18 protein-coding genes are annotated in these 20,312 nt (G+C 67.5%); 5 read left to right on the top strand and 13 right to left on the bottom strand.

The window, feature by feature from the left end:
* Positions 1-59 precede the first annotated feature (59 nt).
* Positions 60-1,913, top strand: a complete 1,854-nt coding sequence (locus BM162_RS12275) for a SurA N-terminal domain-containing protein (RefSeq protein ID WP_093422290.1) — start codon at positions 60-62, stop codon at positions 1,911-1,913.
* Positions 1,910-3,421 carry an anthranilate synthase component I gene (gene trpE / locus BM162_RS12270; RefSeq protein WP_093422287.1) on the top strand — a complete coding sequence of 504 codons (1,512 nt, stop codon included), beginning with the start codon at positions 1,910-1,912 and terminating at the stop codon, positions 3,419-3,421. The genes BM162_RS12275 and trpE overlap by 4 nt, the downstream gene beginning before the upstream one ends.
* Before the next feature lie 69 nt (positions 3,422-3,490).
* Here the strand turns inward: trpE and BM162_RS12265 are convergent, their stop codons facing one another.
* Positions 3,491-4,267 carry an SDR family oxidoreductase gene (locus tag BM162_RS12265; protein ID WP_093422284.1) on the bottom strand — a complete coding sequence of 259 codons (777 nt, stop codon included), beginning with the start codon at positions 4,265-4,267 and terminating at the stop codon, positions 3,491-3,493.
* A gap of 130 nt (positions 4,268-4,397) precedes the next feature.
* Between BM162_RS12265 and kce the strand changes: the two genes are divergently transcribed.
* Entirely contained in the window at positions 4,398-5,327 is a 930-nt protein-coding gene (kce, locus tag BM162_RS12260; protein WP_093422282.1) for a 3,5-dioxohexanoate:acetyl-CoA acetone transferase, read from the top strand.
* 114 nt (positions 5,328-5,441) lie between these two features.
* Here kce and BM162_RS12255 read toward each other — a convergent pair whose 3' ends face one another.
* The 6 genes from BM162_RS12255 to BM162_RS12230 form a co-directional block, all read right to left on the bottom strand.
* The gene (locus tag BM162_RS12255) at positions 5,442-5,822 is read right to left on the bottom strand and encodes a hypothetical protein (protein ID WP_093422279.1); all 381 of its coding nucleotides are present in this window, start codon (positions 5,820-5,822) and stop codon (positions 5,442-5,444) included.
* Positions 5,823-6,021: 199 nt separating this feature from the next.
* Entirely contained in the window at positions 6,022-7,026 is a 1,005-nt protein-coding gene (locus BM162_RS12250) for an ABC transporter ATP-binding protein (RefSeq protein ID WP_093422276.1), read from the bottom strand.
* Entirely contained in the window at positions 7,023-8,012 is a 990-nt protein-coding gene (locus tag BM162_RS12245) for an ABC transporter ATP-binding protein (RefSeq protein WP_093422274.1), read from the bottom strand. The genes BM162_RS12250 and BM162_RS12245 overlap by 4 nt, the downstream gene beginning before the upstream one ends.
* Positions 8,013-8,015: 3 nt before the next feature.
* On the bottom strand, positions 8,016-8,933 hold the full coding sequence (locus BM162_RS12240; protein ID WP_093422271.1) for an ABC transporter permease subunit: 918 nt from the start codon (positions 8,931-8,933) through the stop codon (positions 8,016-8,018).
* Positions 8,930-9,934, bottom strand: a complete 1,005-nt coding sequence (locus tag BM162_RS12235) for an ABC transporter permease subunit (protein WP_093422269.1) — start codon at positions 9,932-9,934, stop codon at positions 8,930-8,932. The genes BM162_RS12240 and BM162_RS12235 overlap by 4 nt, the downstream gene beginning before the upstream one ends.
* Positions 9,935-10,057: 123 nt before the next feature.
* On the bottom strand, positions 10,058-11,650 hold the full coding sequence (locus BM162_RS12230) for an ABC transporter substrate-binding protein (RefSeq protein ID WP_093422266.1): 1,593 nt from the start codon (positions 11,648-11,650) through the stop codon (positions 10,058-10,060).
* A 383-nt stretch (positions 11,651-12,033) separates the two neighbouring features.
* On the opposite strand from BM162_RS12230, the gene BM162_RS12225 reads away from it, so the two are divergent.
* A complete protein-coding gene (locus BM162_RS12225; RefSeq protein ID WP_177215146.1) occupies positions 12,034-12,477 on the top strand; it encodes a CBS domain-containing protein in 444 nt (147 codons plus the stop codon).
* Positions 12,478-12,485: 8 nt separating this feature from the next.
* Here the strand turns inward: BM162_RS12225 and urtE are convergent, their stop codons facing one another.
* The 6 genes from urtE to BM162_RS12195 form a co-directional block, all read right to left on the bottom strand.
* A complete protein-coding gene (urtE, locus tag BM162_RS12220) occupies positions 12,486-13,181 on the bottom strand; it encodes an urea ABC transporter ATP-binding subunit UrtE (RefSeq protein WP_093422261.1) in 696 nt (231 codons plus the stop codon).
* 1 nt (position 13,182) lies between these two features.
* Positions 13,183-13,923 (bottom strand): urea ABC transporter ATP-binding protein UrtD, encoded by a 741-nt coding sequence (gene urtD / locus BM162_RS12215; RefSeq protein ID WP_093422258.1) that lies wholly within the window; start codon positions 13,921-13,923, stop codon positions 13,183-13,185.
* Positions 13,920-15,269 carry an urea ABC transporter permease subunit UrtC gene (gene urtC, locus BM162_RS12210; protein ID WP_093422256.1) on the bottom strand — a complete coding sequence of 450 codons (1,350 nt, stop codon included), beginning with the start codon at positions 15,267-15,269 and terminating at the stop codon, positions 13,920-13,922. Before urtC ends, urtD begins: the two co-directional genes overlap by 4 nt.
* A 3-nt stretch (positions 15,270-15,272) precedes the next feature.
* Positions 15,273-17,240 (bottom strand): urea ABC transporter permease subunit UrtB, encoded by a 1,968-nt coding sequence (urtB, locus tag BM162_RS12205; RefSeq protein WP_093422253.1) that lies wholly within the window; start codon positions 17,238-17,240, stop codon positions 15,273-15,275.
* A gap of 55 nt (positions 17,241-17,295) precedes the next feature.
* Positions 17,296-18,585, bottom strand: coding sequence for an urea ABC transporter substrate-binding protein (gene urtA, locus BM162_RS12200; RefSeq protein ID WP_093422251.1), 1,290 nt, complete (start codon positions 18,583-18,585; stop codon positions 17,296-17,298).
* A 467-nt stretch (positions 18,586-19,052) separates the two neighbouring features.
* Positions 19,053-19,256, bottom strand: coding sequence for a hypothetical protein (locus BM162_RS12195; RefSeq protein ID WP_093422248.1), 204 nt, complete (start codon positions 19,254-19,256; stop codon positions 19,053-19,055).
* A 200-nt stretch (positions 19,257-19,456) separates the two neighbouring features.
* On the opposite strand from BM162_RS12195, the gene BM162_RS12190 reads away from it, so the two are divergent.
* Complete coding sequence (locus tag BM162_RS12190; RefSeq protein WP_093422246.1) at positions 19,457-20,041, top strand: HPF/RaiA family ribosome-associated protein; 585 nt, start codon at positions 19,457-19,459, stop codon at positions 20,039-20,041.
* The last annotated feature ends 271 nt before the right edge of the window (positions 20,042-20,312 follow it).

Below are 20,312 nucleotides of genomic sequence, written 5' to 3'. Positions count from 1 at the left end.
CCCCTTGGCCCCCTCGCATACACAACCGCCCTGAACCACAAGCCCAAGCGGGGAGCGAAATGGCGGCTGGCGCGAAGAACCCGATCTCGAAGACGCTCGTCTGGATCATCCTGTTGCTTCTGATCATCGGCCTCGCCGGCTTCGGGGCGACCAACTTCGGCGGCACCGTGCGTACGGTCGGCACCGTCGGCGACACCGAGATCCCGGTCACCCGTTACGCAAACGCCCTTCAGCGCGAGCTGCGGTCGTTCGAGCAGCAGACCGGCCAGCGGATCAGCTTCAGCGAGGCCCGGCAGTTCGGGCTCGACCGCGCGGTGCTGGCGCAGGTCGTGGGTCTTGCCGCGATCGAGGACGAGACCGACAGGCTGGGCATCTCGGTCGGCGACGAGATCGTGCGCGAGGAGATCCTCCAGATCGAGGCGTTCCGCGGCCTTGACGGCGGCTTCGACCGCGAGGCGTACGAATTCGCGCTCGACCAGTCCGGCCTGACCGTGGAAGCGTTCGAGGAGAGCATCCGCGACGAGACCGCCCGCACAATCCTGCAGGGCGCCGTCGTGGGGGGCGTCACCGCCCCCGAGGTGTTGACCGAAACACTCTATGACTTCGCGCGCGAAACCCGCGATTTCACCTGGGCGCAGCTGACCCGCGCCGACCTCGCCGAGCCGCTGCCCGAGCCGAGCGAGGAGGACCTGCGCACGTTCTACGAAGAGAACGAAGACCGCTTCACCCTGCCCGAGCGGCGCCGCATCACCTATGCCTATGTCACCCCCGACCTGATCGTGGGCGACATCGAGGTGGACGAGGAACAGCTGCGCGCCCTCTACGAAGAACGCGCCGACCAGTACCGCCAGCCCGAGCGGCGCCTGGTCGAGCGTCTGATCTTCGCCGACGCGGAAGCCGCGCAGAACGCCGCCGCGGCCATCGAGGCGGGCGAGACGACGTTCGAGGCGCTGGTCGAGGAGCGCGGCCTGACGCTGGCCGATGTCGATCTTGGCGACGTGGCGCGCGACGAGCTGCCCGACGCGGCGGCCGAAGCCGTATTCGCGCTCGACGCGCCGGGCGTCGTGGGCCCGGTCGAGACGCCGCTGGGACCGGCGCTCTTTCGCATGAACGGCATCCTCGCCGCGCAGGAGACCACGTTCGAGGAGGCCCGCGAGGACCTTCAGGCCGAGTACGCCCGCGACACCGCCCGCCGCCGCATCGAGGACGAGATCGAACCGCTCGACGACCTGCTCGCCGGGGGGGCGACGCTGGAAGAGCTGGACGAGGAGACGATCCTCGAGACAGGTGAAATCCTGTGGGCGCCCGGCGACGACCAGGGCATCGCCGCATACGAGGCCTTCCGGCAGGCCGCGCAGGAGGTGCAGGAGGGCGACTTCCCCGAGATCCTGGAACTGTCGGATGGCGGGCTCTTCGCCCTGCGGCTGGACGAGGTCGTGGAGCCGACGCTCCAGCCCTTCGAGGACGTCGAGGTGCAGGTGATCGAGGCATGGGAAGCCGCTGAGACACGTGCGCGCCTGATCGCGCGGGCCGAGGAGATCGCCGCCGCCGTCGAGGGCGACGAGACGCTCGAGGACCAGCCGCTGGCGCTGATGACCGAGACCGGCCTGGCCCGCGATGCGTTCCTCGAGGATGCGCCGGTGCAGCTTGTCACCGCCGCGTTCGAGGGAAATGAGGGCGAGGTCCAGGTCATCGAGACCGAGGACGGCGCCGCCCTGCTGCGCGTGGACGCCGTGGCCGCGCCCGACGGCGACACCGAGGAAGCGCAGCAGATCAAGCAGCGCTTCTCCGCACAGGCCGGCCAGGGCTATGCGCAGGACCTTGTCGACGCCTTCACCCGCGCGGTCGAGATGCGCGCCGGCATCGAGCTCAACCAGGCCGCCATCAACGCGGTGCACGCGCAGTTCCCATGACGCTGACCCCGTCCTTCGAAGCCTTCGAGGCCGGCTATGCCCGCGGCGAAAACCAGGTCGTCTACACCCGCCTGGCCGCCGACCTCGACACGCCGGTCTCGTTGATGCTCAAGCTCGGCGAGGCCGGGCGCGACAGCTTCATGCTCGAGTCGGTCACCGGCGGCGAAGTGCGCGGCCGCTACTCCATCGTCGGCCTGAAGCCCGACCTGATCTGGCAGTGCCACGGAGAGACGAGCCGCCTGAACCGGCAGGCGCGTTTCGATCCGGACGCCTGGGAGCAGCTTGACGGCTCGCCCCTCGACACGCTGCGGGCGGTGATCGCGGAAAGCCGGATCGAGTTGCCCGACGATCTGCCGGCGTCCTCCGCCGGTCTTTTCGGGTACCTCGGCTACGACATGATCCGGCTGGTCGAGCGACTGCCGGACGTGAACCCCGACCCGCTGGGCCTGCCTGACGCGGTGATGCTGCGCCCCTCGGTCATCGCGGTGCTCGACGGCGTGAAGGGCGAGGTGACGGTGGTCTCGCCAGCCTGGGTGTCGTCGGGCCTCTCGCCACGCGCCGCCTATGCGCAGGCGGCCGAGCGTGTGATGGACGCGGTGCGCGATCTCGAACGCAATCCCGCCGGCGCGGTCCGTGACCTGGGCCACGAGGCGCAGGTCCCCGAGCCGGTGTCGAACTTCACGCATGACGCCTATCTCGCCGCTGTCGCGCGCGCGAAGGAGTACATCAAGGCCGGCGACATCTTCCAGGTCGTCCCCTCGCAACGCTGGGCGCAGGCCTTCCCTCTGCCACCCTTCGCGCTCTACCGCTCGCTGCGGCGCACGAACCCGTCGCCGTTCATGTTCTATTTCAACTTCGGCGGCTTCCAGGTCGTCGGCGCGAGTCCCGAGATCCTGGTGCGCGCCTTCGATGGCGAGGTCACGATCCGGCCGATCGCCGGCACGCGTCCGCGCGGCGCCACGCCCGAGGCCGACCGTGCGCTCGAGGCCGAGCTTCTGGCCGACACCAAGGAACGCGCCGAGCACCTGATGCTGCTCGACCTGGGCCGCAACGACGTGGGCCGCGTGGCCAAGCGCGGCACCGTGCGCCCGACCGAGCAGTTCATCATCGAGCGCTACTCCCACGTCATGCACATCGTGTCGAACGTCGTGGGCGAGCTCTCGGACGAGCACGACGCGCTTTCGGCCCTGCTCGCCGGTCTACCCGCCGGCACGGTCAGCGGCGCGCCCAAGGTCCGCGCGATGCAGATCATCGACGAGCTCGAGCCCGAGAAGCGGGGCGTCTATGGCGGCGGCGTCGGCTATTTCAGCGCGGGCGGCGACATGGACATGTGCATCGCCCTGCGCACGGCCGTGGTGAAGGACGGCACGCTCTATATCCAGGCGGGCGGCGGCGTCGTGCACGACAGCGACCCCGAGGCCGAGTTCCAGGAGACGGTGAACAAGGCCAAGGCCATCCGCCGCGCCGCCGAGGATGCCGGTCGCTTCACTGGCGGCGGCAACGGCTGAGGCCGCCACCGCATTCGCCTGCCACGCAAAACCCGCGCATTATGAGCATTGGCGGCGCGCCGGCAGCCGTCAGGCCAGCATCTTTGTGTCGCCGTCGACCGCGATCGCCTGCCCGGTGATCGTTCGCCCACGGGGACTCGCCAGAAACAGGATCTGGTCGGCCAGCTGCTCGGCCGTCACGTATTCGGGCAGCGAGGTGTAGGAGAACGCCTCGCGCTCGACCTCGTCAAACGACACGCCGCGGTTCTGTGCCTTGGCCTCCATCACCCGCCTCTGCCGATCCCCGGCGACAAGCCCCGGCAGGACGGCGTTCACGCGGATCCGGTCGGGCCCCAGTTCCACCGCCAGCGACTTCGTCAGCCCGATGACGCCCCACTTCGCGGCGGCATAGGGCGTGCGCCGCGCGAAGCCCAGCTTCCCGGCCGCCGACGAGATATTGACTATTGACGGGTTCGCGCTTGCGCGCAGGTACCGCACGGCGGCGCGCACCGTGTTGAACTGTCCCGTCAGGCAGACATCCAGACAGCGCCGCCATCCCTCGTCGTCGATGTGCTCGATCCGCGCCGTCGGGCCCGCGATACCGGCGTTGTTCACCAGGCAGTCCAGCCCGCCGAGCGCCTCGACCGCCTGCTCGACGAAGCCGGTGACCCCTGCCGGATCGGCCACGTCGCAGCGCTCGGCGGCGACGCTGGGCATGTCCTTGCGCAAGGCCTCCAGCGCCAGGTCGTCCACGTCGCACACCGCCACGCGCGCACCCTCGTCGCGAAAGCGCCGAACGATTTCGCGTCCGATGCCACTGGCGCCGGCGGTGACGATCACCCGCGCCCCTTCCAGATGCAGATCCATGTCCCGATCCCCCGGATACCGCTTGCATTCAAGCCTGCGCGCTCCTCCTCCTCAGGGCAAGCGCTTTGCCTTGTCATCGACACCGCGGCAGTCGAAGCTCGGCTCCGGGACCACAGGGAGGACGCCGCGCATGAGCCGCGACAAGGTCATCATCACCTGCGCCGTGACGGGGGCGATTCACACACCGTCCATGTCGCCGCACCTGCCCGTGACGGCGGAAGAGATCGCCGACGCCGCCGTGGGCGCGGCCGAGGCCGGTGCGGCGATCGTCCATCTCCACGCCCGCGACCCCGAGACCGGGCGTCCCGACCAGTCGTCCGAGGCGTTCGCGCCGATCCTTCGCAGCGTCAAGCAACGCACCGACGCGGTCATCAACATCACGACCGGCGGCGCACCAACCATGCAGGTCGAAGAGCGGGTGATCCCCGCCGAACGCTTCGCACCCGAGGTCGCCTCGCTCAACATGGGGTCAATGAACTTCGGGCTCTACCCGATGCTCGGCCGGTTCACCGAGTTCCGCCACGACTGGGAGCGTCCCTACCTCGAAGGCTCGCACGACCGCATCTTCAAGAACACGTTCCGCGACATCGAGTACATCCTGACCCGGTGCGCCAAGAACGGCACCCGGTTCGAGATCGAGTGCTATGATATCGGCCACCTTTACACGCTGGCGCACTTCGCCGACCGCGGCGTGGTGAAGCCGCCGTTCTTCGTCCAGTCGGTCTTCGGCCTGCTGGGCGGCATCGGCCCACACCCAGAGGACGTGGCACACATGAAGCGAACGGCCGACCGCCTGTTCGGCGCGGAGTACCGTTGGTCCGTCCTCGGCGCCGGGCGCAACCAGATGCCGGTCGCCGCGATGTCCGTCGCCATGGGCGGCAACGTCCGGGTCGGACTCGAGGACTCGCTCTGGGGCAGCCCCGGCCGCTTCGCCGAATCGAACGCCGAGCAGGTCCGCACCGTCCGCGCCCTGATCGAGGGGATGGGCCGTGACATCGCCACGCCGGAGGAGGCCCGCGCAATGTTGGCGCTCAAGGGCGGCGACCGCACGAACTTCTGATGCGGTCCCGCTTGATCTTCGGTCCTGAAATATCCTCGGGGGTGAATTGAGCGAAGCTCAAGAGGGGGCAGACAGCCCCCTTTCCCCGCCCGGCGCAGGCGCAGGTTGCGCCGGTCAGCCCGCCAGCGCGCGCGGCCGACTGCCGCCGGCGGGTCGGACTCGCGCCATCTCGACGTCGCCCCAGACCGACACCCAGATCGCCGGCTCGGCCGCGCGCTCGAACGGCGCGGGCACGTCCACGAGCCGGACCCGCACCCGCCGCCGCTCGGCCAAAAGAGGTGCCATTACCGCGGTCAGCCGCGGCTCCAGCCGGCCCACACGCTCGTACCGGACGTCGCGGAACCGGCCCAGGAAGCGCGGGCGAACGGGGGCGAGGACGGACACCTCGCCGTCGGACTCGAGCCTCAGCCGGGCGTCCCCGTCGATGGTCAGCGGGCGCCGCGCCCAGATGCGCGGGACGTCGAGCACGCGGCTCTTTGCGGTGATGATCTGCATGTCGCCTCTCGTCCGGCCCCTCTGGACGGGGGCCTGTCTGCGGGGCGCGCCACCGGCCCCTGTCGCGTTTCAGAGTAACGAAGTTCGACCCTGCCGGCCAATGCACGCCGACATCCGGGGCCGAGCTCGGCAGGACTTCGCTCAGACCGCCGGGAGCGGAACGGAAAAGGGCCGGAGCGACCGTGCCCCGGCCCCGGTCTCAGACCGCCTCCGCCGTCTTCGGCTCGGGCACCTCACCGGGCTCGAGCGGGTGGAAGCAGGCGAAGCGGTGGTCGCCGCCCTCGAGCTGCGGCACGACGGTGCGGCACTCCTCGGTCGCTTTCCAGCAGCGCGGATTGAACGGGCAGCCGGGCGGGACGTTCATCGGCGACGGCAGTTCGCCCTGCAGCTTGATCCGCTGGCGCTTGCGGCGCGGGTCCGCCTGCGGCGTCGCCGACAGGAGCGCCTTGGTGTAGGGATGCCGCGGCGCGTCGAAGACCTCGTCCTTCGGTCCCTGCTCCACCGGTTTTCCCAGGTACATCACCAGCAGGTCGTCGCAGAAGTGGCGCACCACCGACAGGTCGTGGCTGACGAAGAGGTAGGCCAGGTCCAGCCGGTCCTGCAGTTCGACCAGAAGGTTGAGGATCTGCGACTGGATCGACAGGTCGAGCGCCGACACTGGCTCGTCCAGCACCAGGATTTTCGGGTCCAGCATCAGCGCGCGCGCCACCGCGACCCGCTGCCGCTGCCCGCCCGAGAACATGTGCGGGTAGCGCTCGAAGTGCTCGGGGCGCAGGCCCACCATCTGGAGCATGTCGCGCGCCCGCTGTTCGCGCTCTTTCGCGCTCACGTCCGGGCGGTTTATCTTCAGCGGCTCCATCAGCGTCTTGCCGATGGTCTGCCGCGGATTGAGCGAGCCGTAGGGGTCCTGGAACACGATCTGCACCTTCGCGCGCAGATCGGGGTCCTTGGCCACGCTGTCGGGCTCGATCTTGCGGCCCTCGATCGTCAGCGTGCCCTCGGTCGGCGGCTCGATCATCGTGACGACGCGGGCGAGCGTGGACTTGCCGCAGCCGGACTCACCCACGACGGCAAGCGTGCGGCCCGGCGTCAGCTCGAAGCTCGCGCCGTCGAGCGCGCGCACCGTCGCGTCGGACGAGAACATCCCGCCCTTGAGCTCGTAGTGACGTTTCAGGCCCTCGGCCTTCAGGATCGGTTGGCTCATGCCGACATCTCCTTGTTCTGCGGCTGGCCCTTGATCAGCGGGTAGTGGCACAGCGCGTCGCCCAGCTCCTTGCCCGCGGGCTTGGGCGGCACCGCGCGGCAGCGCGCGTCGGCGAACTGGCAGCGGGGGGCGAAGACGCAGCCGTCGATCTTGTCGAACTGGCCCGGCACCACGCCCTTGATCGTCGGCAGCAGCCGGTTGTGCGCTCGTTCGGGCAGCGCGGCCAGAAGCGCGGCGGTGTAGGGATGGTGCGGGTCGTCGAACAGGTCGACGACGTTCTGCTCCTCGACCCGGCGGCCGGCGTATTGCACCGCGACGCGGTCCACCGTCTCGGCCACCACACCCATGTCGTGCGTGATCAGGATCAGCGCCATGCCGGTGTTCTTCTGCAGATCGGTCAGGAGTTCGAGGATCTGCGCCTGGATGGTCACGTCGAGCGCCGTCGTCGGCTCGTCCGCGATCAGGAGCTTGGGTTTGCAGGCCAGCGCCATGGCGATCATCATGCGCTGGCTCATGCCGCCCGACAGCTGGTGCGGGAAGGCCGACAGCCGCTTCTCGGGCGCGGGGATGCCCACCTGTTCCAGCAGCTCGATAGCGCGCGCGTGGCGCTGCTTGCGGTCGAGGCCCAGGTGGCTTTTCAGCGCCTCCTTGATCTGGAAGCCGACCGTGAAGCAGGGGTTCAGGCTCGACATCGGCTCCTGGAAGATCATCGAGATGTCGCGTCCGATGATCTGCCGCCGTTTGCGCGCCGGCATCTTCAGGAGGTCCTGCCCGTCGAAGCGCATCACGTCGGCAGTGACCGTGGCGGTCCAGGGCAGCAGGCCCATCACCGCCAGCATCGACACCGACTTGCCCGACCCGGACTCGCCCACGATGGCCATCAGGTCGCCCTTGTCCACGGCGACGTCCACGTTGTCGACGGCCCGGAACTTGCCGCCCGCGGTCTTGAAGTCGACCGAGAGGTTTCGGATTTCGAGAAGAGCCATGCGTCAGCTCCGTTTCAGCTTGGGATCGAGCGCGTCGCGCAGACCGTCGCCCATCAGGTTGATCGCCAGCACCGTGACCAGGATGCAGACGCCCGGAAGCGTCACCACCCACCACGCGCGCAGCAGGAATTCCCGCGCTTCGGCCAGCATGGTGCCCCATTCCGGCGTGGGCGGCTGCGCGCCCATGCCCAGAAAGCCGAGCGCGGCGGCGTCCAGAACGGCAGTCGAGAACGACAGCGCAGCCTGCACGATGATCGGCGCCAGGCAGTTGGGCAGCACGGTCAGGAACATGATGCGGAAGCGCCCTGCCCCAGCGACCTTGGCCGCGGTGACGTAGTCGCGCGCGCGCTCGGACATCACCGCCGCGCGGGTCAGGCGCACGAAGTGCGGCTGCAGCACCACCGCGATGGCGATCATCGCGTTGATCAGCGACGGACCCAGGATCGCCACCAGCACCAGCGCCAGCAGGAGCGACGGGAACGACAGGATGATGTCCATCACGCGCATGATCAGCGTGTCGGCCCATTTCGGCGAGAAGCCCGCGATCACGCCGATGACCACGCCCGTGACCAGCGACAGCGACACCACGATGATGCCGATGAAGAACGAGAAGCGCGCGCCGTGCAGCAGGCGGGACAGCATGTCGCGGCCCAGCGGGTCGGTGCCCAGCGGGAACTGCCAGCTACCGCCCTCCTGCCACGCCGGAGGCTGCAGCAGGGCGTCGCGGAACTGCTCGGACGCGTCGTAGGGCGCGATCCAGGGCGCGAAGATCGCGATGAAAAGGAAGGCCGCGAAGATGCACAGGCCGATGACGGCGCCGCGGTTTTCCTTGAAGGAGTTCCAGAACTCCTTCAGCGGCCCCGGCGGCTTGGGCTGCGCGGGAATGGCGGGGGGTTCGAGTTCAGCCGTACGATCGGTCATTTGCGAATCTTCGGGTTGATCATTCCGTAAAGCACGTCGACCAGCAGGTTGACGGCCATGACGATGGTGGCGATCAGCAGCAGGCCGCCCTGCACGACCTGATAGTCGCGGCGGAAGATGCTATCGACCATCCATTTGCCGATGCCCGGCCAGGAGAAGATCGTTTCGGTCAGGATGGCCCCGGCCAGCAGCGTGCCGACCGACAGGCCGATCACGGTGACGACGGGGATCATCGCGTTGCGCAGCGCGTGCAGGCCGTTGACGCGCAGCGGCGACAGGCCCTTGGCGCGGGCGGTCCGGACGTAATCCTCGCCCAGCACCTCCAGCATGGCCGAACGGGTCTGGCGCGCGATCACGGCAAGCGGGATCGTGGCCAACACCACCGTCGGCAGGATCAGGTGCGCCACGGCCGAGCGGAACGCACCCTCCTGCCCCGACAGCAGGCTGTCGATCAGCATGAAGCCCGTCGGCGTGTCGAAGAAGTACATCAGCGACATCCGCCCCGAGACCGGCGTCCAGCCGAGCCCGCTGGAGAACACGATGATCAGCAGGAGCGCCCACCAGAAGATCGGCATCGAGTAGCCGGTCAGCGCGGTGGTCATCAGCGCCTGGTCGAAAAACTTGCCCCGGTTCACGGCGGCGATCACGCCGGCGGGGATGCCGATGATCACGGCCAGCGTGATGGCGCAGAGCGACAGCTCGAGCGTGGCCGGGAACAGCGTGAAGAACTCGTCCAGCACCGGGCGCTTGGTGGTGAAGGAGATGCCGAGGTCGCCCTGGAAGATCCCCCCGAGGTAATCGAGGTACTGTCTCCAGATGGGCTGGTCGAAGCCGAATTGCGCGGCGAGTTCGGCATAGCGTTCCGGTGCGACCCCGCGCTCGCCTGCAAGCAGGAGGATCGGGTCGCCCGGAAGCAGGCGGATGAACGCGAACGAGATGATCGTCACGCCGATGAAGGTCGGCACGAACGTCAGCAGTCGCTTGAAGAGGAATTGTAGCATCGGTCTCGCTGATGGCTGCGGGCGTCAGGCGCGCCGGACATGGCTATCGGAGGACTGGCACGCTCTGAAAAAAGAAGAAGGCCGGGGCGTAGCCCGGCCTCCTCCGAACGTCAAGTTATACGATCACTCGGCGAGCGAAACACCATAGAACTGGTGGCCGCCGAACGGGTCGATCTTGTAGTCCTGAACTTCGGGACGGATCGGCTCGAACACGATCGAGTGCGCGATGGTCGCCCACGGCGCCTGCTCCTTGAAGATGCGCTGCGCTTCTTCGTAAAGCTCGATCCGCTGCTCGCGATCCGACACGGTTTTGGCTTCCATGATCAGGTCGTTGAACGGCTCGTAGCACCACTGGGCGCGGTTCGACCCGCCCACGGCGTCACAGCCCAGCAGAACGGCCAGGAAGTTGTCCGGATCGCCGTTGTCGCCAGTCCAGCCCAGAAGGACGGCACCCTCGCGGTCGACATCCTTCGAACGGTCGAGGTACTCGCCCCACTCGTACGAGACGATTTCGGCATCGACGCCGACCTTGGCGAAGTCTTCCTGCAGAAGCTCGGCCATGCGGCGGGCGTTCGGGTTGTAGGGACGCTGCACCGGCATCGCCCAGATCTCCATCGAGAGATCCTCGACACCCGCTTCCTCGAGCAGCTGGCGCGCCTGGTCCGGATCGTACGGATCATCCTTGATCTGCTCGTTGTAGCCCCAGATCGTCGGCGGCAGCGGGTTCTTGGCCGCGGTGCCGGCGCCCTGGAAGACAACGTCGATGATGGCCTGCTTGTCGATGGCCATGTTCAGTGCCTTGCGAACGTTCGGGTCATCGAACGGCTCGACCTGCGTGTTGTAGGCCAGGTAGCCGACGTTCAGACCTTCCTGCTGAAGCAGGTTCACGTTTTCGTCGAGCTCCATCGCCTGGAGATCCGCCGGGTTCGGGTACGGCATGACGTGGCACTCGCCCGCCTGCAGCTTCTGGTAGCGGACCGAGGCGTCGGGCGTGATGGCGAAGATCAGGTTCTCGATCGGCGCCGCGCCGCGGAAGTAATCCTCGTTCTGGTTGTAGCGGATCACCGCATCCTTCTGGTAGCCCACGAACTCGAACGGGCCGGTGCCGACGGGACGCTGGTTCAGCATCTCGGGCGTGCCCGCTTCCATCATCTGGTCGGCGTACTCTTTCGACAGGATCGAGGCGAAGTCCATCGCGAGGTTCGCGATCATCGGCGCCTCTGGACGCGTCAGGGTGAACTTCACGGTGTGGTCGTCCACCTTCTCGATCGACTCGATCAGGTCGGGCATCGACATGCCGTTGAAGTATTCCCAGGTGCCGCCCGACACGGTGTGGTACGGATGCTCGGGGTCGAGCTGGCGCATGAACGAGAAGATCACGTCGTCGGCGTTCATGTTGCGCGTCGGCGTGAAGAACTCGGTGTCCTGGAACTGCACGTCGTCACGCAGGTTGAACGTGTACTCAAGGCCGTCCTCGGACACCTCCCAGCTTTCGGCCAGGCCGGGGACCGTGGTCGTGGTGCCGCGCTCGAACTCCACCAGGCGGTTGTAGACGTTGCGCGAAGAGGCGTCGAACGTCGTGCCCGAGGTATAGAGCGCCGGGTCGAAGCCTTCCGGCGAGCCTTCCGAACAGTACACGAGCGTCTGCGCGCTCGCCGCGGTGCCCATCAGCGCCGTGACGGCGGCTGCGGCACCAAGTCCGGTCCACTTTTTCATGTAGAGTCTCCCTAGTTTCTTGGGGAAGCGGATCTGACGCCCGCTTCGATGGCGGAAATAGACTTGCGATGGGCCGTCGTTGCAAGCCCAACATTCCGCAGGCCCGCAACGCCCCGTTTATGACCTCGCGTCAGTCAAAGCGGTTTGGACGCTGCAAGCCAAGGGCGTCGCGGAGGCGAACAGGCGTTCGCGATTTTTTATCATCGAAGAAACCGGATCGGCCGCGGAGGGGCGGTATGAGGACGATTTTCGTCCTCGCGCAGTGCTGAACGCCCCGGGCGCGGCTTCGTGCTATGCTGGCTGAAGGGTGCCCCGCGGGGCGCCGGAGATGCCGCGCCCGCAGGGTCGCCCCGTCGAACCGCAACGGATCCGGGGAGGAAGAGATGCTGGTCAGGGACGTGCTTGAAAGGAAGGGCCACGACGTCAAGGCCGTCAGCCCGCACGAGGCCATCGAGATCGCGGCGGCGCTGATGCGCCTCGAACAGGTCGGTGCGCTGGTGGTGCGCACGCCGGAAGGCGCGCTGGCCGGGCTGATCTCGGAACGCGACGTGGTGCAGGCCATCGTGGATCACGGGCCGCGCGCGCTGAAGCTGCCGGTGTCGGACTACATGGCCCACCGTCCGCCGACCTGCCGCCCCGGCGATCACCTGTCGCTCGCTGCGAAGGTGATGACCCTGCACCGCGCCCGCCACCTTCCGGTGATCGAGGACAGCCGCGTCATCGGCATCGTGAGCGTCGGAGACGTGGTGCGCGACCGCATCGAAGAGATGGAGCTTGAACGCGACACCCTGCGTGACATCGCCCTGTCGCACCAGGCCGCCGGCTGAAAGAGGGGTCAGACCGAAACGGCGGCGGTCAACTCGTCGCGGGTCAGTGTCGCCTTCGTCCCGCTCATCCGCACCGCGCCCCGTTCGAGGACATAGAAGCGGTCGGCGAGGTCGTAGGCGAAGCTGAAATACTGCTCAACCAGCACGATCGCCATGCGCCCCTCGTCCCGAAGATACGAGATGACACGCCCGATCTGCTGAATGATGTTGGGCTGGATGCCCTCCGTCGGCTCGTCCAGCAGCAACAGCTTCGGCCTGGTGATCAGCGCTCGCGCGATCGCGAGTTGTTGCTGCTGACCGCCCGACAGGTCTCCGCCGCGCCGGTTCCGCATTTCCCGAAGCACCGGGAACAGCTCGTAAATCCGCTCGGGCACCTCGCGCTCGCCCCGCGGCAGGCAGGCGTACCCGGTCTCGAGGTTCTCGCGCACGGTCAGCAGCGGGAAGATGTCGCGCCCCTGGGGGACATATCCCACCCCCATCCGGGCGAGCGCCTGCGCAGGCAGCTTGCCGACCTCCTGGCCGTCCAGCGTATAGCTGCCGCCCGAGCGGGGGTGCGTGCCCGAGATGGCCTTCAGAAGCGAGGTCTTGCCCACGCCGTTCGTGCCCATGACGCAGGTCACCTCGCCCGTCTCGGCCTCCACGCCGATGCCGTGGAGGATCTGCGAGCCGCCGTAGTGAAGGGTCAGTCCGTCGGTTCTCAACATCTCAGCGCCCCAGGTAGACGTCGATGACGTCCTTGTTCTTCGTCACGTGATCCAGGCTGCCCTCGGCGAGGACCGAGCCCTCGTGCAGCACCGTCACCTTGCAGTCGAGCCGGCGAACGAACTCCATGTCGTGCTCGACCACCACCACAGCGCGCGTCTTCGCGGCCTCCTTGAGGATCTCGGTCGTGTGCTCGCGCTCGGCCAGCGTCATCCCCGCCGCGGGCTCGTCCACCAGCAGAAGCCGAGGCTCCTGCGCCAGCAGCATCCCGATCTCCAGCCACTGTTTCTGCCCGTGGCTCAACTCGCCCGACTTGCGTGACAGGTGCGCAGCCAGCCCGATCTCTTCGGCCAGCGCCACCACTCGGTCTTCGTCCTCGGAGGTGGGGCGGAAGACCAGCACCTTGAACGGGTTGCGCGGCTTCTTGAGCGCCATCATCAGGTTGTCGAAAACCGACTGGTCCTCGAACACCGTCGGGCGCTGGAACTTCCGGCCGACGCCCGCCTGCGCGATCCGGCTTTCCGACATCCGCAGGAGCGAAGCGTTCTCGTCGCCCCAAAGCACCCTGCCCTCGTCCGGCTTCGTCTTGCCGGTGACGATATCCATGAACGTCGTCTTGCCCGCGCCGTTCGGCCCGATGATCGCCCGCAGCTCGGTCGGGCCGATGGAAAACGACAGGTTGTTGATGGCGCGGAACCCGTCGAAGCTGACCGAGACGCCCGAGACTTCCAGAAGCGTGCTCATTCCTGCGCCTCCTGCTCGCGGTAGCTGCCCATGTCGGGGCCGAGGTCCGCGCCGTGCCGGTCGGGGTGGCGTTGGTGCGAGACCAGGTCGAACAGCCCGCCGATCCCCTTGGGCGCGAACAGCGTGACCAGCACGAAACTCAGACCCAGGAGCACCAGCCACCAGTCCACCCACTGCACGGTATAGATGCCCAGCGGCAGGTCGGGCGCCTGCCCGCCCGTGAACCACGTGGACAGGAGCGACACGAAGGCCGCGCCGATGACCGCGCCGTAAATCCGCCCCCGCCCGCCGATGGCGACCCAGACGGCAAGGTAGATCGACGCGATGGGCGCGATCTCGGCCGGGTTGATGATGCCGGCCTGCGGGTAATAGAGCGCGCCGGCGATGCCGGCGATGACGGCGGTGAGGGTGAAGATGAAAAGCTTGAAGCCCTCGACCGGGTAGCCCAGGAACCGCACCCGCGCCTCGTCGTCCCGGATGCCGCGGATCACGCTGCCCAGCTTGCCCGACACCACCCAGGCCGCCAGCACGTAGCCCAGCCCCAGCGCCAGTGCCGAGCCCCACAGGAACCACACCGAGATCAGCGCCTGCGGCACGGCCTCGAGCCCGGGGAGGTTCTGGAGCCCGGAGAGGCCGTTGTTGCCCCTGAGCCCGCTGTCGTTCTGGAAGAGGTAGAGCGCCAGCGCCAGCGTCATCGCCTGCGTCAGGATAGACAGGTAGACGCCCGTCACCCGGCTGCGGAACGCCAGCCAGCCGAAGACCAGCGCCAGCAGCCCCGGCACGATCACCACCAGCGCCAGCTGGATGGGCAGCGAATGGGCGAAGGCCCACACGGCGGGAAAATCCGAGGCGCCGACGACGCCGAAGATCTGCGTTGCGATGCCGTCGCGGACCTCGTCCGGCGTGGGCGGAAGCGGTGCGTTGGCAAGGCTGTCGACCACGATCAGGCGCGTGCGCTCGTACATCAGCCACATGCCGATCATATAGCCGCCGAGCCCGAAGAACGCGAAATGCCCCAGGCTGAGGATGCCGCAATAGCCCCAGACGAGATCCATCGCGATGGCGACGAGGCAAAGGCACAGCGTCTTCCCCAGCGTCTTGACGAAGCTGGTGGAGATGATGCCGAGGCCCAGCCCCTCGGACAGGATCGTCACGGCGAGCGTGAAGACGGCGAGGCAGGCGATGAAGATCAGGACGGAGGGGTTATTCGCGAAGAAGCCACGAGGTCTTGCGGCGGCTGCGCCGCCGCGATCCCGGGGGGCCTGCCCCCCGGACCCCCCGAGGTATTTCCGGACCGAAGATGAGACATGAGGGAGCTTGTCGGTGACGGCTGCGTCGGCTGGCATGGGTCAGTCTCCTGCGGCGCGGCCGCGCAGGGCGATGATGCCCCTGGGGCGGAACTGGATGAAGAGGATGATGAAGAGGATCATGTAGGTCTGTGCGGCGAGCGTGTTCGAGGGGTTCATCCACTCGATGCCCTTCTGCAGGAACCCGATGAGGGTCGCGCCCGCGAGCGTGCCCCAGATGTTGCCCACGCCGCCCACGACCACCGTCATGAAGGACTGCACGATGTAGTCCTGCCCGAGCTCGGAGGTGACCTTGGCGTAGAGACCCACGGCCACGCCCGCGATGCCGGCGATGCCCGAGCCCAGCCCGAAGGTCAGCATGTTGATCCGGTCAGGATTGATGCCCATCGAGGCGGCCATGCGCGGGTTCTGCGTGACCGCGCGCACCTCGAGCCCCAGCCGCGTGCGGTTCATGATGAACAGGAAGACTGCGAGGAAGACCAGCGCGAGCACGAAGATGGCGATGCGGATATAGCTGATCGAGACGATGTCGTTGATCACCAGCGCCCCGTCGAGCCAGTCGGGCGAGGTCAGCGGCCGCGCCTGGGTGCCGAAGATGTTCTTGGCGAGTTGTTGCAGCGCGATCGAGATGCCGAAGGTCGCCAGCAGCGTCTCGAGCGGGCGGTGATAGAGCCAGCGGATCACCAGCCGCTCCATCGCCACGCCGGCGGCGAAGGTGACGGCGAAGGCCAGCGGCAGGGCGATGAGGATCGATAGCGTGTAGTCGGGGACGATCTGCTGCACGACGTAGCCCGTGTAGGCGCCCATCATGATGAACTCGCCATGCGCCATGTTTATCACGCCCATCACGCCGAAGGTGATGGCCAGCCCGATGGCGGCGAGGAAATAGATCGAGGCCAGCGACAGCGCGTCCAGCGCCAGGTCGAGCGTCCGGTTCGTCGCCACCGACAGCTCGATCGACGACAGCGCACGCTCGGCGGCCTGCGTCACGGCGACCGAGGGCTCGAAGTAGCTGTCGAAGAAAGTGTGGGCGTCGAGCGCCGCGCGCACCTCTTCCTCGGTCGCCGTGGGTTCGGCAAGGCCAAGGCTGGCGAGCTGGGCATAGGCGGTGTCGCGCGCCGCCTCCGTGTCGAGGGTCGAGACGCGGACGCCCGCCACCTGCCCCGCATCGATGTTGGCGACAAGCGCGGCGCGGCGGTCGTCGCGGCTGATGCGCGGCTGGGCCAGGCCTTCATCGACGAGAAGTCCGTACGCCTCTTCCTCGCTCAGCGCCTCACCGCCCGGGCGCAGGGTGCGAGCCACGTTCAGGTCGGCGGGCGCGTCGTCGCCCGGCGCCACGCTGCGGCGGGTGGCGAGGATGGGGTTGAGCGTGGCGCGCACATCCATGTCCGTGTCGCCCCGAAAGCTTTCGATGGCGTTGACCCGCTCTTCGTCGCTTTCGCCGAACTGGATGGTCAGCAGGCGCTCGAGCCGCTCTTTCGCCGCGCGGATGACTGCATCGGGCTCGCTGTCGATGGACTTGCGCAGCGCGGCGAGGTGCGAGGCCTCCGCGTCGCGGCCGATGGCCGTGAGCGCCTGGCGGCGGGTCGCCGGATCGGGATCGGATAGCTGGAACTGCACCAGCGCCGCGCCGATCATCTTGCGGATGCCGCCGTTGGGGCGCAGCTGGATCAAAGCGTCGTCAGGCACCTCGCCCGCCGTCTCGCCGGTAGCGACGTCGGTGAGGGTGTAGGCGTCGTCGTCCGTCTCCTCGGCGAAGAAGAACCGGCCGTCGCTTTCACGGATATAGAGGTCGCGGTCCTGCCAGCGCTCCATCACCGTTTGCGCCTCGGGAAGGCCGCTGTCGGCGAGCGCGTCGATGGCCGGGCCGATGCTGCGGCGCGAGCTTTCCTCGATCAGGTCGCGGTTTTCTTGCAGCAGCGCCTGGATGCCGGGCGTCTGCGCCGCGGCCGCGAGGGGCGCGAGTAGCAGCGCCAACGCCGCCAGAAGGGGTCGGAGATGTCGTGTCATGCCAGCCTGTCCGCGTGGAGGACGGGGCGGCCGGTCGCCGCCCCGCGTAGGTCGCTCAGTAGTTCGACTTGATCTGCACGCAGCTCTCGTTCTGGGTGTTGTACATGCCGCAGCCGAGTTCCTGCCAATCGGACTTCAGCACCGCCGAGTCCGGCAGGAAGTCGGTCCAGGCGTCGCCCGGCACTTCCTCGGTCTGGCTGACGATGTCGAACTGCCCGTCTTCGGTGATCTCTCCGATCAGCACCGGCTTTGCCAGGTGGTGGTTCGGCAGCATCACGGCGGTGCCGCCGGTCAGGTTCGGGAACTCCTGGCCATACATCGCCTCGCGCACGGCATCGACGTCGGTGGTGCCGGCCTCCTCGACCGCGTTCACCCACATGTTGAAGCCGATGTAATGGGCCTCCATCGGGTCGTTGGTCACCCGGTCCTCGCCCATCTTGGCCTTCCACGCGGCAATCCATTCCTCGTTCGCCTCGGTGTCGGCGGACTGGAAATAGTTCCACGCCGCGAGGTGGCCGACGAGGTTCGAGGTGTCGAGGCCCGACAGCTCCTCTTCCCCGACCGAGAAGGCGACCACCGGGATGTCGAAGGCCGACACGCCCTGCGCGGCGAGCTCCTTGTAGAAGCCCACATTGGCATCGCCGTTGATGGTCGAGATCACGCCGACCTGCTTGCCGTCTGCCCCGAGCGCGACGACGTCGGAGACGATCTTGGACCAGTCGGAATGGCCGAAGGGCGTGTAGTTGACGAAGATGTCCTCCTCGGGAATGCCCTTCGACTTCAGATAGGACTCGAGGATGTTGTTCGTCGTGCGCGGATAGACATAGTCGGTGCCCAGCAGCGCGAACTTTTCGACGCCCAGCTCTTCCAGGAAGTAATCGGTGGCCGGGATCGCCTGCTGGTTCGGGGCCGCGCCGGTGTAGAAGACGTTTTTCGAGCTTTCCTCGCCCTCGTACTGCACCGGATAGAACAGCAGGCCGTTGAGTTCCTCGATCACCGGCAGGACGGACTTGCGGCTGACGCTGGTCCAGTTGCCGAAGATCACGTCGACGTCGTGCACGGTCAGAAGCTCACGCGCCTTTTCGGCGAAGAGCGGCCAGTCCGAGGCCGGGTCCACGACGACCGGCTCTATCTCGCAGCCCAAAAGGCCGCCGTTCTCGTTCTGCTGCTCGATCAGCAGGAGCATCGTGTCCTTCAGCGTCGTCTCGGAGATCGCCATCGTGCCGGAAAGCGAGTGGAGCACGCCGACCTTGACGGGGCACTCGGTCTCCTGCGCGCTCGCCGCGCCGGTCAGCGCGAGGATCAGCAGGCTCGCGCCCATCAGTGTCGATTTCGTTGCAGACATGTCCGGTCATTCCCTTGTCGGACGCCGCGGCGCGCCGAAGCGCTTGATCTTTGAGCGAAGCGACCGATATCCGGCACTCGCAGCGTAAGTTGCACCCGCGCGGTGGTGACGGACCGCCAAGAACGCTCGCCACCGCGCATCCTTTCCTCGGCCTTCCGTAGGGCCGGCTTCAGATGAGCCGCCCGGGCGCCGAAGCGCAAAGAGGTGCTGCCGAAAACGGCATCCGGCAAAGCGCGGGCGGACCCGGAAGTTCAAAAAACGGGCGGGACACGCCCCTCTGCGCGAAAGTTGTGCAGCTGCTGAGGCCGAGGGGCGTGCGGCGACACGGCACGAGGAACCGTTCCGGCACGTGGACCGGGCGGCTTCTCAGGTGTCCTGCGCCCCTCCACTTCCCGCGCACGCAGTGCTCTCGCCCTGCATGGGCTGCGGGTTCTTCTGCGTCAGCACCAGGCCGGCCCCTTGCCGTGTCAGAGTGGTTTCCAAGCCGCTTCGCTGCGCGCGTCGTGATGTTCCATCGCGGTCACCAGTCCCTTCAGAACCTCGGCCGCCGTCTCGTAGAGTGCGCGCGTCTGCGGATCGTCGGTGCGCTCGACCTCGACCCTCAAATGCTCGAGGTCCTCGCTCAGGCGCGCGCGCATGGCCGAGGTATCGCGCTGCATGTCGGCTCTCATGGCTTATTCCTCCTGTCGCTCGTCCCGCCGGACGCGTGAAACGGCACCGGCCGCCGCGTCCGCACCACGGTCCTAGCGTACGGCCCGGCGATCCGTTCCCGGCGCTCCTCTGCCGCCCCGGGCACTTGTGATCGTGCGCAACGGAACGGCGGATCCGGGCCGCGCGTTTTTCGGGCACATCCACAAGAACGGAGGTCGTCATGGACGTTCCCCTCGAAATCGCCTGGCACAATGTCGCGAAGTCCGACGCGCTGGAGGAGGCGATCCGCGACCGGGTGGACAAGCTGCATCGCTATTTCAAGCATATCAACTCGGTGCACGTGGTGGTGGACATGCCCCACCGCAGCCAGCACGCGAAGAAGGACTACCATGTCCGGATCGAGACGCGCGTGCCCGGCGACGAGCTGGTGGTCAGCAACGACCCGCACAAGCGCGGCAACCATTACGACCCCTACATCGCGATGCGCGACGCCTTTGACGCGATGGACCGCCAGCTCGAGGGATTTTCGCAGCGCGTGCGCGGCGACGTGAAGACGCTCGAGGGCCAGCCGCAAGGCCGCGTCGTGCGCAAGTTCGAAACCTACGGGTTCGTCGAGGCGACGGATGGCCAGGAATACTGGTTCAACGAGACCGCCGTGGTGCAAGGCGAATTCGACGACCTGAAGGAGGGCGACAGCGTCGAACTGTCGATCTCGGAATCGATCGGCGCGATGGGCCCGCAGGCATCGATGGTGCGACCGATCGGGCCGATGGAGCTTATGGGCGAGGTGCCGTCGCGGACGTGACGGAGCCATACCCGTCGGCAAGTGTCACCGCGGCGCACGCGAGGGCCTCTCCCTGTTGTTCCCGGCTCGGCTGTGGCACGGCACGGGTCGAGGTGTTCCATTGAAGCACCGCAACCGATCCCACGCCGCCCGGTGTCCCCCCGCGCAAGCGGGGGCCTCCCACCGCGCAGGCGGTGGCTCGGCTGTCGCGCGGGCGGGGTGAGGTTCTCGCTTTCGCGGGAATGACGGCGCCGCTGAAAGCGAAACGCCCGGGCATTGACCCGGGCGCTTC

The organism is Tranquillimonas alkanivorans, from assembly GCF_900115595.1.
Lineage (GTDB): Bacteria > Pseudomonadota > Alphaproteobacteria > Rhodobacterales > Rhodobacteraceae > Tranquillimonas > Tranquillimonas alkanivorans.
This window is presented reverse-complemented; position numbering and strand designations above follow the sequence as displayed.

What these genes read in the sequence shown, in the direction of transcription:
- trpE (WP_093422287.1), top strand. Translation starts at nt 1,910, where the DNA reads ATGACGCTGACCCCGTCCTTCGAAGCCTTCGAGGCCGGCTATGCCCGC.
- BM162_RS12250 (WP_093422276.1), bottom strand. Translation starts at nt 7,026, where the DNA reads ATGAGCCAACCGATCCTGAAGGCCGAGGGCCTGAAACGTCACTACGAG.
- kce (WP_093422282.1), top strand. Translation starts at nt 4,398, where the DNA reads ATGAGCCGCGACAAGGTCATCATCACCTGCGCCGTGACGGGGGCGATT.
- BM162_RS12240 (WP_093422271.1), bottom strand. Translation starts at nt 8,933, where the DNA reads ATGACCGATCGTACGGCTGAACTCGAACCCCCCGCCATTCCCGCGCAG.
- BM162_RS12245 (WP_093422274.1), bottom strand. Translation starts at nt 8,012, where the DNA reads ATGGCTCTTCTCGAAATCCGAAACCTCTCGGTCGACTTCAAGACCGCG.
- urtE (WP_093422261.1), bottom strand. Translation starts at nt 13,181, where the DNA reads ATGTTGAGAACCGACGGACTGACCCTTCACTACGGCGGCTCGCAGATC.
- urtA (WP_093422251.1), bottom strand. Translation starts at nt 18,585, where the DNA reads ATGTCTGCAACGAAATCGACACTGATGGGCGCGAGCCTGCTGATCCTC.
- BM162_RS12230 (WP_093422266.1), bottom strand. Translation starts at nt 11,650, where the DNA reads ATGAAAAAGTGGACCGGACTTGGTGCCGCAGCCGCCGTCACGGCGCTG.
- urtC (WP_093422256.1), bottom strand. Translation starts at nt 15,269, where the DNA reads ATGCCAGCCGACGCAGCCGTCACCGACAAGCTCCCTCATGTCTCATCT.
- BM162_RS12235 (WP_093422269.1), bottom strand. Translation starts at nt 9,934, where the DNA reads ATGCTACAATTCCTCTTCAAGCGACTGCTGACGTTCGTGCCGACCTTC.
- BM162_RS12275 (WP_093422290.1), top strand. Translation starts at nt 60, where the DNA reads ATGGCGGCTGGCGCGAAGAACCCGATCTCGAAGACGCTCGTCTGGATC.
- BM162_RS12225 (WP_177215146.1), top strand. Translation starts at nt 12,034, where the DNA reads ATGCTGGTCAGGGACGTGCTTGAAAGGAAGGGCCACGACGTCAAGGCC.
- urtD (WP_093422258.1), bottom strand. Translation starts at nt 13,923, where the DNA reads ATGAGCACGCTTCTGGAAGTCTCGGGCGTCTCGGTCAGCTTCGACGGG.
- BM162_RS12195 (WP_093422248.1), bottom strand. Translation starts at nt 19,256, where the DNA reads ATGAGAGCCGACATGCAGCGCGATACCTCGGCCATGCGCGCGCGCCTG.
- urtB (WP_093422253.1), bottom strand. Translation starts at nt 17,240, where the DNA reads ATGACACGACATCTCCGACCCCTTCTGGCGGCGTTGGCGCTGCTACTC.
- BM162_RS12255 (WP_093422279.1), bottom strand. Translation starts at nt 5,822, where the DNA reads ATGCAGATCATCACCGCAAAGAGCCGCGTGCTCGACGTCCCGCGCATC.
- BM162_RS12265 (WP_093422284.1), bottom strand. Translation starts at nt 4,267, where the DNA reads ATGGATCTGCATCTGGAAGGGGCGCGGGTGATCGTCACCGCCGGCGCC.
- BM162_RS12190 (WP_093422246.1), top strand. Translation starts at nt 19,457, where the DNA reads ATGGACGTTCCCCTCGAAATCGCCTGGCACAATGTCGCGAAGTCCGAC.